The following is a 13827-nucleotide window of genomic DNA, read 5'->3' as shown; positions in this document are numbered from 1 at the left end:
CACCACTACGAGGTCGCCCCGTACTTGGGCGGGCTCACTCGACTCGCGCTCGCGCTGCTCCGAACGGGGGGCGCGGTCACTCGACTCGGTGGGCGGCCGCACGGAGGCGTACCACCGGTGCGTACGAGCGCGTTGCTCCGACATGGACACCACCCACACAGCACTGCGCCGCGTGCCGACCCGCACGTACAGCACCGGCCCGTACGCGGAACTGACCAACGACTACCGGATCCATCCGCCGATCTACGCCCAGCTCGTCGCGGAATGGCGGGCCGAGGGCCGCGTGGTTCCGGAGCATCGCGAAGTCCTCCGCGAGGTGCTGTGGGCTTCCTTCGCCGCTCCCGGCTCGGCTCCCGTTCCGGGGGTCGCCGAAGCCGAGCCCGTCCCGGCGGTTCCCGTGCCCCGGGGTCTCCCCGAGTGGGTGAGGGTCACTCCTCGCTGAGGGGCGCCAGGACCGCCAGCGTGCCGTTGGCCTGACGCAGCGCCAGCTCCAGCGGAAGGGCGGGATGCAAAGCGCCGGTGCCGTCCGGAGGGATGATCCACTCCAGGAATCCCGCGGACCGGTACGGCGGCGGTACGGCGATCCACGACCCCTTGCCGAGGTGGCGCAGTCCCGACCCCACCCAGCGGCTGCCCGGGTCGGGCGGCAGGAAGAAGCCGACCCGGCGGGCCGCGCAGTCCACCAGCGTGGGTCCCGGTACCTGCAACGGGTCGGACCACAGAATGTCCAGGGCCAGCAGCCCCAAGGGTTCGGGAACGCTCAGCACGTCCCAGAAGCGCCCGGCTTCCAGGAGCACGCCGCCGCTGCCCTGGTCCCACTCCCGCTTGCACGCCCGGGGGTCCGTGGCCGCCGCGGCGAGCCACTCCACACTTTGCATCCACATCGCGTTCGTCATGGCCCACTCCGGGATATTCCACTCCGCTCGGCAGGCGCGGAGAAAGACACAGCCAGGAGGCCCTCGGTCACCCACCACCCCCTGGGCATATGCATGTTGGTAGATATTTCTACGTGGCGGAAGGGGTGGCGCGGTATGGCGTTTTCCCCAGGCGGATCACCGCAGGTGCCGGGGCCCCAGGGCCCCGGGACTCGCGACTCCGGGAGTCCGGGAGGCCGGGAGTCCGGGAGTCCGGGAGTCCGGGAGTCTGGGAGTCCGGGAGTCCGGGGGCGGCGCGGCGGGGCCGCCGCGGCCGAGGGCGCCTCCGGCCGGGTACGCGGAGGTGTACAGCAGGCAGGAACGGGTTACTCGCACTTTATGGTGCAATTCGGATACACGATGATGACGGAACAGGCCGGCCCCCGTGACCTCGTCGACCATGTCGTACGGGCCGAGGAGGTCGGCTTCGACTTCTCGGTGACGTCGGACCACTACTTTCCGTGGCTGCGGGCACAAGGGCACTCGCCGTACGCGTGGAGTGTGCTCGGCGCGGCCGCCCAGGCCACCTCGCGCATTCCGCTGATGACGTATGTGACCTGCCCGACCTTCCGCTATCACCCGGCCGTGGTGGCGCAGAAGGCGGCGACCCTGCAACTGCTGTCACAGGGCCGGTTCCGCCTGGGTCTCGGCTCCGGCGAGAACCTCAACGAACATGTGGTGGGCGGCGGTTGGCCCGCCGTCGATGTGCGGCACGAGATGCTCGAAGAGGCGCTCGGGATCATCCGTGCCCTGTTCGACGGGGGTCACGTCAACCATCGCGGGACACACTTCGACGTGGAGTCGGCCAAGCTCTGGGACCTGCCGGACGAGCCGCCGCCGATCGGCGTCGCCGTCTCCGGCGAGCGGTCCTGCGCGCTGGCGGGGCGCCTCGCCGACCTCGTCATCGCCACGGAGCCCAAGCCCGACCTGCTCGCCGCCTTCGACCGGCACGGCGGACAGGGCAAGCCCCGGGTGGGTCAGCTGCCGGTCTGCTACGACCCCGACCGGGACGCCGCCGTCCAGCGGGCGCACGAGCAGTTCCGCTGGTTCGGCGGGGGCTGGAAGGTCAACGCGGAGCTTCCGCACCCCGACTCCTTCGCCGGCGCCACGCAATTCGTCACGCCGGACGACGTCGCCGCGTCGATCCCGTGCGGCGACGATCCCGAGACCTTCGTGGAGGCCCTACGGCCCTTCGCCGAGGCCGGCTTCACCGAGGTCGCCCTGGTGCAGATCGGCGGCGACAGCCAGCGCGACTTCCTGGACTGGTCGGCGAAGACGCTGCTGCCCGGGCTGCGCGACGCCTTCGCGTGACAGTCGCCCCACCGGACGGGCGAGCCGAACCGCCTGACATGCCCGGGGCGCCGGCAGCCCGACCGGGCCGGGGCCTCCTCGCCCCTCCGGGCCAGGGCGGCCTCGGCGCCCGACCGGACCAGGCCTCGGCGCCCGACCGAGCCGAGGCCCTGGCGCCCGACCTAGCCGCGGCCCCGTCGCCTGACCGAGGCCGGGCCCCGTAGCCGCCCAGGCCCCGGCCTCGGGCCCCTCTGCGGCATCAACACACGGGCAGTCGTCGCACGTTGACGGGTCATCGTCATAATGATCGAGTGATTGCGCCCTCCCCCACACCCGTACAACGTGTTCCCGTCGTCATCGTCGGCGCGGGACCGGCCGGTCTCACCCTCGGCAACATCCTGCGCGCCGCGTCCGTCGACTGCGTGGTCCTGGAGACCGAGACACGGGAGTTCATCGAACAGCGGCCCCGGGCGGGGTTCATCGAGGAGTGGGCGGTACGGGCCCTGCGGCAGCAGGGACTTGCCGGTCGGCTGGTGGAGCGGGCGCAGCCGCACAGCGAGTGCGAGTTCCGGATCGACGGCGAGCGGCACCGGTTCCGGTACGCGGAGCTGACCGGAGACCGTCACTTCGTCTATCCACAACCGCTGTTGGTGACCGACCTGGTGCGCGAATACGCCGACGTGCGGGGCGGCGACATCCGGTTCGGCGTACGGGACGTCGCTCTGCACGCGATCGACGGCGATCAGCCCTCGGTGCTGTACACGGACCCGGCGACGGGTGAGCGTCGGCGCATCGAGTGCGAGGTCGTCGCCGGCTGCGACGGCGCGCGCGGGGTGACCCGCACCTATGTCCCGCCGGAGCGCGGCTCCATGGCCCGCTACGACTACGGAGTCGGCTGGCTGGCGCTGCTCGCCGAGGCCCCGCCGTCCTGTGACTGCGTCGTCTTCGGTGTCCACCCGCGCGGATTCGCTGCCCATATGGCCCGCGGCCCCCAAGTCACCCGCTACTACCTGGAGGTGACGCCCGGCGACGATCCGGAGAACTGGCCGCACGAGAGGGTGTGGTCGGAGCTGCACGCCCGGCTGTCGGTGACGGGGTCCCCGCCGCTTACCGAAGGACGGCTGATCGAGAAGCGGGTGCTCGACATGCACAGCTATGTCGTGGAGCCGATGAGGTACGGGCGGCTGTTCCTGGCCGGCGACTCCGCCCACCTGGTGGCGCCGATCGCCGCCAAGGGCATGAACCTGGCCCTGCATGACGCGCTGGTCCTGGCGGACGCGCTCGTCGCCTACTTCGGGACGGGTGACGGCAGCGGGCTGCGCGACTACTCGGCGGCCTGTCTCGGGCGCGTGTGGGAGTACCAGGAATTCTCGCAGTGGTTCGCGGAGTTGCTGCACGGCCCGTCGTCGGGCGACCCCTACCGTGCGGGGTCCGCGGGTGCGCGGCTGCGGCGGATCCTCGGCTCGCCGGTCGCGGCGGCCACGTTCGCAAACTCGTACATCGGCAAGGGCGCCGCGTGGTGAACCCGTACGGCCTGTCGGCCTGAACCTTTCGCACGCGTGGGCGACCGGCGCGGAGTCAGGGAAAAACAGGCATCGGGAACCGTTCCCCATTGAACACTCAACGTCACACCCTCCGTACTTCCGGGAAAGGTGAGAGCCCGGTGCGCAGCGAGGGATGACCATGGTCAAGGTGCAGGACTTCACGGGCGAGTTGGTCGCCGGAAGATACCGACTGCTGGATGTCGCCCACCGGGAAGAGGGCCGCGTCGGCTGGCTGGGGCAGGACGTCGCCTTCGGACGGCCGGTCGCCTTGACCCGCTCGCTGCTCCCGGACCACCGGCGCGAGGAGTCGGAGCACAGGACCGCCGCCCGGATCCTGCGCGCGTCCGAGCGCCTGGCGCTGGTCTGCCCCGGCCAGGTGGCCGGCGTCCTCGACGTGATCGAGGAGAACGACTTCGTGTGGACGGTCACGGAGCGGCCGCCGGGCGCTCCACTCACCGAGCTCCTCGGGCGCGGTCCCGTGAACTACGTCCGGGCGGCCCGTATCGGGCTCGGCCTCCTCGATGTCCTCGCCACCGCCCATCGCGCGGGGGTGACGCACGGCGATCTCAGCCCCGGCCAGGTGTACGTGCACGAGCGGGGCACGGTCACGGTGAGCGGATTCGGACTCATGGGGGCCACCGCCTCGCCACGGGTCACCGCGCCGTCGTACGCCTCCCCGGAGCAGGCCCGTGGCGAGGGCACCGGGCCTGCGGCGGATCTGTGGGCGCTGGGCGCGATGATGTACGCGATGGTCGAGGGGCGGCCGCCCATCCGGGACCGGGGACGGCTCGACGCCACGCTGCGCGCCGTGAACCGACTGCCCATCAGGGCCCCGCTGAGCGCTGGAGCGCTCGCCCCCGCCATCCAGGGTCTCCTGCGCAGGGACCCCCTGGAACGCGTGCCCGAGCCGGTCGTACGTGAGGCCCTCCGGCGCATCCTCAAGGAGGACGACGCTGAGGACGCGACGTCGACGGCGCCTCTGCCGCCCCTCCGGGACGCCGGCGGGAGCGGTCGGCGGACGGTCCGCCGGCCGCTCCTGCTGGGCGGGGCGCTGGCCGTCACCGCCGTCGGTTTCGCCGTGCTCGTCGCGGCGGGCGGACTGTCCGGCCAGGACACCTCCGCATCCGGCGCGGCCCCCTCACGCATCGCCTCGGCCGGCCCCTCCGCCGGCTCCACGGATCCCGCCACCCTTCCCCAGGGGACACCGTCGGCGTCGCCCACGCCTTCCCCCTCCCTCACCGCCGGTGAGAAGGTGCCGTCCGGCTTCCGCCGCTACCAGGCGTCCGAGGGCTTCTCCATCGACCTCCCCCAGGGCTGGAAACCCCTCCGGACCACGAACTCCGCCGACCGGACGTACCGGGTAACCTTCGGCGCGAGCGGTGACCCGCGCACGCTCGCCGTCACCTACAGCACGTGGCTCGGCCCGGATCCCGTCGCGGTCTGGAGCGCGCTGGAGCCCTCCCTGCGCGCCGACTCCACCGGCTACGAGCGGGTGGGCGACATCCGGGCCGTGACCTATCGCGGCCGCAAGGGTGCCGACATGGAGTGGCTGTCGGTGTCCCAGGGAGTCCGCGAGCGCACGTACGGCCGCGGTTTCCTCATCGGTGACCACCGGGGCTTCTCACTGCGCTGGACGACCCCGGCCGACGACTGGAACTCCGCCACCAACCGTCGGGCCCTGGATGTCTTCCTCCAGTCGTTTCAGTGGACGTCAGCGTGATCCCGGGTCGCAACAGCCGTCCCTGCGCATGAGGCGTCCGACGTCGAGCCAGTCGTCGCGCGTCGCCGCGCTCCGCGACGACGGCTCGAACGCGGCCACCAGGTCCGCCGTCTCGTAGGGCGTCCCTCCCCTGAGCACCGACACCGTCCGTACGAGCGTGTCGAAGTCCGTGAACGGGTCGCCGTCCACCACCGTCAGGTCGGCGAGCTTCCCCGGCTCCACGGTGCCGAGTTCACCGTCGAGCCCGAACAGCCGGGCGGGCAGCGCGGTCGCGGTGCGCAGGGCCCCGGCCGGGGAGAGGCCGCCCCGGTGCAGGGCGCGCAGGCCCAGGTGCAGGGAGAGACCGACGGGGACGAGCGGCTGGTCCGTGCCGAGCGCGACGAGACCGCCCGCGGCCAGCACACGCCGGTAGATGTCGGTCTCGGTGCGCAGCGTGTCGAGTTGGGCCGCGGTCGGCGGCACGCCCGCCGACTGCCGCACCGCGGCGGAGTCCCAGGGCGGCATCACGGCGGTCACGCGGGGGTCGTCGGCGAGTGCGGGATCGGCGCCGATCAACGGGGCGGAGGTGAACGGCGTGGCGATCAGGGCGAAGTTGACGCCCCGGGTGCTGTAGATCTCCACGACATCGTCGTAGGCGCGCCCGGCCGCGGTGATCGCGTGTCCGAACTCGGCTCGCTGGGTGGCCTGCAGATGGGTCGTCAGGTCCTGGCCCAGCTGGACGCCCGGCGACAGGAGGTGGCTTCCCGAGCGGACTCCCAGGCGCTCGTGCGCGAACCGTGCCGCCTCGGCCATCACCCAACCAGGAGCCCGGACATAGGTCTTGACGAAGTCCCAGTCCAACGCCGCGCCCCGCTCGAGCGAACGTCGCAGCCCGTCCTCGGTGCGGTGGGCCCGCCCCATGCTGTACGCGACGCGGGAGCCGTCGAGCAGTTCGCCGGTCGTCAGCAGCCGGGGTCCGGCGAGCTGTCCGCCGGCCACCGCCTCGCGGATGCGGGCCTGTTCGTAGGCGAACCCGCCGAGGGACACGGCGGTGGTGATCCCGTAGGTCAGCTGGCCGGCGGTCTGGCGTCCGCCGTAGGTGCTCTGCCACGGGTGGGTGTGCGTGTCCCAGAGCCCGGGGACGACGGTGCGGTGCGAGGCGTCGATCCGCCGCAGCGCGTTGTGCCGGGCGGTCCGGTGCGGTTCGACGGAGGCGATGCGTCCGCCGCGCACGACGATGTCGACGTCGTCGCGCACCGCCTCGCCCGTGCCGTCCCACAGCCGCCCGGCGTGCACCACGGTGTCGGCGAGGACGGGGCGCGGCCGGTCCAGCGGGACGCGCACGGTGCGGGCGTCGCGTCCGTCGACGCCGATCAGTTTGAGGCGGCCGCCCGACAGATACAGCAGCGTCCTGGAGTCCGCGGACCAGGAAGGGTGGTCGGCGGGTTCGGTGGTGAGGGTGCGCGGTTCGCCCTGCGGTGTGCCGTCGGGGCCGACGGGCAGCAGGCACAGCGCCGATTCGACGACGACCGCCATCCAGCGCCCGTCGGGCGACCAGACGGGCCCGGAGTCGTAGCGGTCGGCGAGGGAGACATGGGGGGCGACGGCGTGCAGGCGGTCGGCACCGGTCGTGGTGTCGACGATCCGGATGAGGTTGTAGCCCTCGCGGAAGCGGAGGTTGAGGCGGTTGCGGTCACACAGTGCGAGGTACCGTCCGTCGGGGGACCAGCTCGGTCGGCCGGGCAGCCCGCCGCCGCCGAGCGGCGTCACCAGCACGCGTTCCTCGCCCGTGCCGAGGTCACGTACGACGAGCCGCCCCGTCATGTCGAGGCAGGCGAGCCGCGCGCCGTCCGGCGACAGTGCCGGATGCACCCGCCCGCCGGTCGCGAGGGCGGTCTCCTCACCGGTGGCGAGATCCCGCCGGTACACGCCGAGCAGTCCGTCGCGGTCGTCGGCGTACACGAGCGACCGTCCGTCCCGCGCCCAGACCGGTGCGAGGAGGTAGCGAGTGGGCGGGGCCTGCCGGAGCCGCTCGGGTCGGCGGCCACCCGATGTGTCCGCCAGCCACAGCGAGTTGAGGGCGGCGAAGGCGACGCGCCGGCCGTCGGGAGACAGCGCGGGCAGATGGATGCCCCGTACCGGGCGCACCCGCGCGTCACCGAGGTCGTACTTCTTGACCTGGTACCGAGGCCGCTCCACGGGCAGCACGCCCTCGAAGGGGATCGGCTCCACCTCCTTGGGCCTTTCGGGGCGTACGAGGGTGAACCGGCCGTTCAGCGTCAGCAGCAGCTCTCCCGCCGCGGTCCAGCGCGGGGGTACGGGCGCGATGTCTCCGGCCACGGCGACGGGCACTCCGTCGACGAGGAGGGTGCAGGAGCCGTGGGGTGCTGCCGTGGTCCGCAGATGGGCCAGGCGGCGGCCGTCCGGTGCGAGGGCCGGCGTCATGACTTGCGCGGTCTCGGTCTCGGTGTGGGCGACGGTGACCGGGCCCGCGCCGTCGGCCGGGACGGCGGCGACGGTGCGGGCGTCCACGCCGAGTCCGAAGGGTGTGGTGACCGCCTTGGCCCGCACGAACAGGATGCGCTTCCCGTCCGGCGACCAGGTGGGGTCGAAGTCCTCCCACGCGCCGTCCTGCAGGGGGCCGTCCTGCCCGGAGAGCCCGGTGACGCGGGTGAGTTCACCGCTGCCGAGGTGCAGGACGTGGATACGGTACGGGCTCCCCTGCACCGGGTCGCCACCGCGCTCGGAGGCGAAGGCGATCCGGCTTCCGTCGGGCGACCAGGCCGGGCCACGGTCGTCCCAGGGCCCGTCGGTGCGCCGGCGCAGCTCCGATCCGTCGGGACGCATCGTCCACACATGGAAGCCACCGCCCCGGTACGCGCAGAACGCGATGAGCTCGCCGTCCGGGGAGTACGCAGGCCGGTTCGGTTCCAGGTCGGCCGGGGTCAGCGGTACGGCACGGCCGCCGGTCCGCGGCAGCGACCACAGCACGTTCTGCGTTTCGGCGATCAGCCGGTCGCCCGTGGGTGAGAGCGTCGCCGAGCCGTTGGTGGCCTCGGTGAAGGAGAGGGAGAGACCGGCACGTGTCCGGGCCGTCGCCGGGGCCGCGCCGAGGGCGGTGGCGGCCCCGGCGACGCCTGCCGCGGCGAGCAGTTGACGGCGGGAGAGGGGAAGGGCTGCGGTACCGCTCCGGTCGCGTTCCATGACAGAGCACGCTTACGCATCTCAAAGCCCTTGAGCAACAGCGCCATTCGCGCCAAACGGGTACGGCGGCCGCCGGACACTGGGCTGCGGTGGAGGAGAGTCAGTGCCCTTCGGGGATACGGTGCCCGGGTCTTCGCCGCGCCAGCCATTCGGCTACCGCGTCGGCGATGGGCTGTCCCGTTTCCAGTTCGACGAAGCCGAACTGACCTCCCTGGTTGCCCTCCAGGAACCACCAGACGCCTTCCTTGTCCTCGGCGAAGTCGAAGGCGGCATAGGCGAGTCCGGTGAAGGCGAGGTACTCGTGGACCGAGCGGGTGATGCGGTCGGGCACCGCGATGGGTTCCCAGAGCTGTCCGGTGTCACCGAACCGCCCGTCGACCTGGCCGGGTTCGGCGGCCTTCCGGGCGGCGAACAGACGGGTGCCGACGCCGGTCAGCCGGATGTCGGCGCGCTTGGGGATGTACTGCTGGAGGAGCGCGGGGCCGGCCGCCACGCCGGAGAAGTCCGCGCCGGGTCCGATGAGCGTGGTCGGCAGGGCCACCGGCGGTTCGCCGGGCGGCGGACCCGACGCCGACTTCACCACCACGTCCCCGTACTCCTCCACGAACTCCTTGGCCACCCGCGGAGCGGTCGTGATGATGGTGGGGGGCACCGCGAAGCCGCTGCTGTGCGCGACCCGCAACTGCCAGGGCTTGTGCCGGGCCTGCTCGGCACGGCGCGGATGGTTCATCCAGCGGGTCGAGGCGGAGTAGAGCATGCCGAACAGGGCCTGCCGGGTCTCGGCGGTGAGCCACGGCGAGGGTTCGGCCGCGTGCGCCGCCGGCTCGCCAGGCCTGCGCACCCACACGGAGCGCAGGCCTCCCATGCTGAGGACATGGCCGTTGACCGACAGATAGCCGTCGAAGTCGCCGTGGGCGTAGTCGGCGGACAGCACCGCCTTGCCGGGCAGGTCGGCGGGGTCGAGGCGCACCATGGGCACGCCCCGCTCGTGCAGTTTGGCCACCACCATGTCGGCGGTGACGTCCTGCTCAGCCGTGAGAATGAGTACGGTCATGCGCGCGGGCGGCCGTCAGTCGTCGAAGTGCGTCTGGGAGCCGGCCGTGGACGTCGTGGTGCCGGTGGCCATCAGCAGCGCGCGGTCGCTGACGGCCGGTCGGCCGTCGGGCAGGACATTCAACTGGAGGGACACGTCGAAATGGTACGGGGGTACTGCGGCCGACTGCCCTGTGGGCAGGGCGTAGTTGAGAGTGAACGGTCGCACGAAAGATCCTCCCGCGGTCTCACGATGCTCGACGCCCACCCATACGTGTCACGACCGTAAGGAATTCATCACTTTCCGCCACATCGGGGTGGAGGTCATCACATCGCGTCGATTCCGGCTTGCTCGCTTCGTCTGGTTGGGTGTCCGCTTGGCCTTGGTCTACGCGTGTCTGCTGTGAATCCGCCCAGAGCTACGGCCAATGCTTCATCCTCCGTGACATGAACGCCCCACCATCCCAAGAGAGTTCCCGGTGACCTCGACGTGCTTTCCTCGCCCGAACCAGGGCGTCAGTCGGTCACCCGCACCACCGCCGTCGCGCCCGCACGCACCGTCGGGGGTCGCCGGCTTCCCGACGACCTCGAGACAGCGGGAACAACCGGAACGACACCGCCTGGAAGTCGGCGGCAGCACGACCTTGAGGAAGAGCCGGAAATGACCGTCCTGCTCACCGATCAGCGCGCCGCGCTCGAAGAACTGCGGCCCGACGGCGGCCTGTTGCTCTAGAACCCGGCGGGCGCTCTTGCCGGGGCCGGAGTCGAGGTAGACGAAGCGGGCGCCGCCGTGGGAGTTGCCGGTGCCGACCCCGGTGCCCGCGCCGAAGGTCCAGCCCGTGCCGCCGTTCTCGAAGCCCGGGGTCGGCGAGGGCGAGTTGGGGGCAGGCGGCGGATGCGGTGCCCGACGGAGGACCCGCGCCGTCTCCCGGCACCGCCGTGGCCGACGGTGCGGGGGCCCCGCTGTTCGTCTTCCACGGCAGCTCAGGCATCCGTATCGCGCACCACCACTACGACAAGGGCCTGAGCACTTCTGTGGTGTCGGACTGGTCCCGGCACCGGACGTCCTCCGCGCCCGTGCTCAGGTGCCGGGAGACCTACGCCGCGCCGCGCACGGAGTGGACCGTGTGGCTAACCCGCCGCGATACGCAGCCTGATCGTGCGGGATTCGGGGCGAAGCGCGAAGTCAGGCCACACATCCGGTCCGCAGGCCCGTGAGCCGAGTCCGTGCTGGGCCGCATCGATGATCAGGTGACTCGTCGTCGAATCCGGAAGCTCGAAGGGGTGGCCTGCTCGCGCGATCTGCTGTGGGGTGTGGCGGCTGAGCGTGAAGCCGGGGCGACGTCCGTGCGTGTCCGGGAAGGCCACGACGCGCAGCAGCTTCGTGCCCGCACTCGTCAGCGTCAGCTCTCGCAGCTGGGAGCGGTGCCCCGTCTCCTGGGGGCGCGCGTAGTCGACGCAGAGGTCGCGGACGGTGGAGGTGAAACGGCCGGTGCGTGCCGCGCGGAGGCTGTCGGGGTAGGACTCGAGTGGGCCGAGGCCGAACCACTCGGCGCCGTCGACGGGAGCCGCGCCGTCGGGCAGATCGAGACGAATCCCGATCCGCGGCCACACCGTCAGCCAGCCGCTCGACGGCTGGATCTCCACACGCAGGTCGAGTTCGTCCCCCTCGAGCGACCAGAGGGACTCCACCATCACCGACAAGGCGGAGTTCGCGGCGGAGACTTTGTCGATCGTTCGCAGGGCGTCCGCGGTGCGCTCCACGGACACGCGCCGTGTGGTCAGCCGGTCGAGCCCGTCGCGACGCCACAGTTCGGCGTTGGAGACCCCGGCGATGCCGGCGTCGCTCTCCTCGACTTCTTCGGACGCGGCCTCGTCGTTGTCGGTCGGGGCACGGAACAGTTCCAACCGCGGGCCCGTCACAGCGCGGCCGGCGAGGCGCACGAGGGATCCGTCGAGGAACTCGGCGATTCCCAGCGTCAGTGTTCCGTCGCACTGCCGCCAAGTGGTCCGGGGCCGGACACCAGGCGCCGGACGACGCGTCGAGCGGTCCAGCTGGGCGGTCGCGATCACATGCCCCTCGCGCGCCCACGCCGTCCCGGCCGCCAGGACCGCGTCGAGGGTGAGCCATGTTTCCGAGTCCTGCGACACCGGGATCCGTGGAAGCGGCACACGCGCCGACTCGCCTGCCGCGAGGACGGGGACCTCCAAGTCCCCTGACTCCACGAGCGTCCCGTCGTGCTCGACGCGCCAGCGAAAGCGCAGGTCGGACGTGTCGGCCGAGTGCCGCAGGTTGACAATCGCGACGTCGCCGCCGTCGAAGGTGAAGCGGAGGGGCTGCACGACCGCCTTGTACTCGTGGAGGCTGGGAGTCGGGACGTCGTCGCTCAGCAGCATTCCGTCCATGACGAAGTTGCCGTCGTGTACGACCTCTCCGAAGTCGCCGCCGTACGCGTAGTAGGGCGTACCGTCCGGGGTGGTCGTCAGGATGCCGTGATCGCGCCATTCCCATACGAAGCCGCCGTGCAGCCGTGGATGCGCGTGCGCCAGTGCCTCGTACTGGTCGAGCGCTCCCGGTCCGTTCCCCATCGCGTGGGCGTACTCGCAGAGCAGGAACGGCTTGGCGCGCTGCCGGGCGGCCTGCGCGGGTGTGCAGTTCAGCAGCGGCGAGCGGGAGCCTTCGGTTGCGATCCGCTCGGTCTCGAGCACCGACGGGTACATACGCGAGTAGATGTCGGTGTATTCACCCGCGTGGTCACCTTCGTAATGGACAGGTCGTCCGGTGTCGCGGGCGTGGACCCACGCCGACATCGCGGCGAGGTTGCTGCCGGTTCCCGCCTCGTTGCCGAGCGACCAGATCACGATGCTGGGATGGTTCTTGTCCCGTTCGACGGTGCGCTGGATGCGGTCGAGGTATGCCTCGCGCCACGCCGGGTCATCGCTTGGATTGCCCACCCAGTCGAGCTTGTCGAAGCCGTGTGCCTCGAGATCGCATTCGAGGACGACCCAGAATCCGAGTTCGTCGGCAAGGTCGAGCAGCCGGGGATGCGGCGGGTAGTGGCTGGTGCGGATCGCGTTCACGTTGAACCGCTTCATGCGGGCCAGGTCTTCGCGGGCGTGCTCCTCGTCGAAGACGCGGCCGCGCTCGGGGTGGGTCTCGTGGCGATTCACCCCGTGGAACACGACGCGGCGACCGTTGACCAGGAACTGGCCGCCGCGGATCTCGACCGTGCGGAAACCTGTCCGCAGGGCGACGCACTCGGCGGCCGTCGACACGGTGACCTCGTACAGGCGAGGCTGCTCGGCCGACCAGGGCTCCACGCTCTCGACGTCCAGCGGGGCGACGTCGGCCGCTGTCGCCCAGACCTGCTCGATGCCGAGTTCCGGGAGGCGAAGGGTGACCGGGAATGCCGCCGCATCGGCGGTGACCTCCGTCTCGATCCGTCCGTGCCCCTCCTCGAACCCTGTTCGCAGCCAGACGTCCTCGATGCCTCCGGCCGGCCGTGCGATCAGGGTGACATCGCGGAAGATGCCCGGCAGCCACCACTGGTCCTGGTCTTCGACATAGCTGGCCGCCGACCACTGGTGCACCCGCACCGCGACGACGTTGTCGCCCGGCCGTACGGACGAGGTCACGTCGAATTCGTGGGCGAGCCGGCTGCCGCTGGCGCTGCCGATCTCGTCGCCGTTCACCCACAGCCTGAAGAGCGACTCGACGCCGTCGAACCGCAGCACGACGCGCTCGGCTTCCGACCAGTCGGCGGGCACCTCGAAGTGGCGGCGATAGTCGCCGGTGGGGTTCTCGTCCGGGACATGGGGCGGGTCGATCGGGAACGGGAACTGAATGTTCGTGTAGATCGGCCGGCCGTAGACTCCGTCGCCCTGGAGCACCCAGTGGGAGGGCACCGGGATGCTGTCCCAGCCGCTGTCGTCGAAGCCTTCGTCCGCGAAGTCCTCCGCCGCCCGCGCCGTCGGCGACAGACGGAAACGCCAATTCCCGTTCAGCGAGAGCGAGGGGGCGTCGGAGTGCAGCCAGGAGCGCGCCGTGCGCAGCGCGCCACGCCCTGGTGTGGTGTCCGAAACATGGCCGGCAAGCTGGGAAAGCACGAGGTCACAACTCTTTCCTGGTAACAGCGGATCCTTT

10 protein-coding genes are annotated in these 13827 nt (G+C 71.4%); 5 read left to right on the top strand and 5 right to left on the bottom strand.

The window, feature by feature from the left end:
- The first annotated feature begins 142 nt into the window (after nucleotides 1-142).
- Nucleotides 143-442 (top strand): hypothetical protein, encoded by a 300-nt coding sequence (locus tag ACFVXA_RS07655; protein WP_362021383.1) that lies wholly within the window; start codon nucleotides 143-145, stop codon nucleotides 440-442.
- Here ACFVXA_RS07655 and ACFVXA_RS07650 read toward each other — a convergent pair.
- Nucleotides 429-896 carry a hypothetical protein gene (locus ACFVXA_RS07650; protein ID WP_362021387.1) on the bottom strand — a complete coding sequence of 156 codons (468 nt, stop codon included), beginning with the start codon at nucleotides 894-896 and terminating at the stop codon, nucleotides 429-431. The two genes, ACFVXA_RS07655 and ACFVXA_RS07650, sit on opposite strands and share 14 nt — an antisense overlap.
- A 357-nt stretch (nucleotides 897-1253) precedes the next feature.
- On the opposite strand from ACFVXA_RS07650, the gene ACFVXA_RS07645 reads away from it, so the two are divergent.
- The 3 genes from ACFVXA_RS07645 (at nucleotide 1254) to ACFVXA_RS07635 (ending at nucleotide 5468) form a co-directional block, all read left to right on the top strand.
- Nucleotides 1254-2225 (top strand): LLM class F420-dependent oxidoreductase, encoded by a 972-nt coding sequence (locus ACFVXA_RS07645; protein ID WP_362021390.1) that lies wholly within the window; start codon nucleotides 1254-1256, stop codon nucleotides 2223-2225.
- Between the two features lie 290 nt (nucleotides 2226-2515).
- Nucleotides 2516-3727 (top strand): 4-hydroxybenzoate 3-monooxygenase, encoded by a 1212-nt coding sequence (locus tag ACFVXA_RS07640; protein ID WP_390024189.1) that lies wholly within the window; start codon nucleotides 2516-2518, stop codon nucleotides 3725-3727.
- Nucleotides 3728-3887: 160 nt separating this feature from the next.
- Nucleotides 3888-5468 carry a serine/threonine protein kinase gene (locus ACFVXA_RS07635; RefSeq protein ID WP_390024187.1) on the top strand — a complete coding sequence of 527 codons (1581 nt, stop codon included), beginning with the start codon at nucleotides 3888-3890 and terminating at the stop codon, nucleotides 5466-5468.
- Here ACFVXA_RS07635 and ACFVXA_RS07630 read toward each other — a convergent pair.
- From ACFVXA_RS07630 to tgmA, 3 genes are all read right to left on the bottom strand, one after another.
- Nucleotides 5460-8651, bottom strand: coding sequence for an amidohydrolase family protein (locus ACFVXA_RS07630; protein WP_390024185.1), 3192 nt, complete (start codon nucleotides 8649-8651; stop codon nucleotides 5460-5462). The genes ACFVXA_RS07635 and ACFVXA_RS07630 overlap by 9 nt on opposite strands.
- 100 nt (nucleotides 8652-8751) lie before the next feature.
- On the bottom strand, nucleotides 8752-9705 hold the full coding sequence (gene tgmB, locus ACFVXA_RS07625) for an ATP-grasp ribosomal peptide maturase (protein WP_362021401.1): 954 nt from the start codon (nucleotides 9703-9705) through the stop codon (nucleotides 8752-8754).
- 15 nt (nucleotides 9706-9720) lie between these two features.
- Nucleotides 9721-9912: a putative ATP-grasp-modified RiPP gene (tgmA, locus tag ACFVXA_RS07620; RefSeq protein WP_028804150.1), complete on the bottom strand. Its 192-nt coding sequence runs from the start codon at nucleotides 9910-9912 to the stop codon at nucleotides 9721-9723.
- 261 nt (nucleotides 9913-10173) lie between these two features.
- Here tgmA and ACFVXA_RS07615 point away from each other — a divergent pair, with 261 nt between their 5' ends.
- The gene (locus tag ACFVXA_RS07615; RefSeq protein WP_390024183.1) at nucleotides 10174-10416 is read left to right on the top strand and encodes a hypothetical protein; all 243 of its coding nucleotides are present in this window, start codon (nucleotides 10174-10176) and stop codon (nucleotides 10414-10416) included.
- Nucleotides 10417-10814: 398 nt separating this feature from the next.
- Here the strand turns inward: ACFVXA_RS07615 and ACFVXA_RS07610 are convergent, their stop codons facing one another.
- Entirely contained in the window at nucleotides 10815-13790 is a 2976-nt protein-coding gene (locus ACFVXA_RS07610; protein ID WP_390024181.1) for a glycoside hydrolase family 2 TIM barrel-domain containing protein, read from the bottom strand.
- Nucleotides 13791-13827 lie beyond the last annotated feature (37 nt).

The organism is Streptomyces sp. NPDC058246 (assembly GCF_042881985.1).
GTDB lineage: Bacteria > Actinomycetota > Actinomycetes > Streptomycetales > Streptomycetaceae > Streptomyces.
The sequence above is the reverse complement of the archived record's forward strand: the minus strand, read 5'-3'. Positions and strand labels throughout refer to the sequence as shown.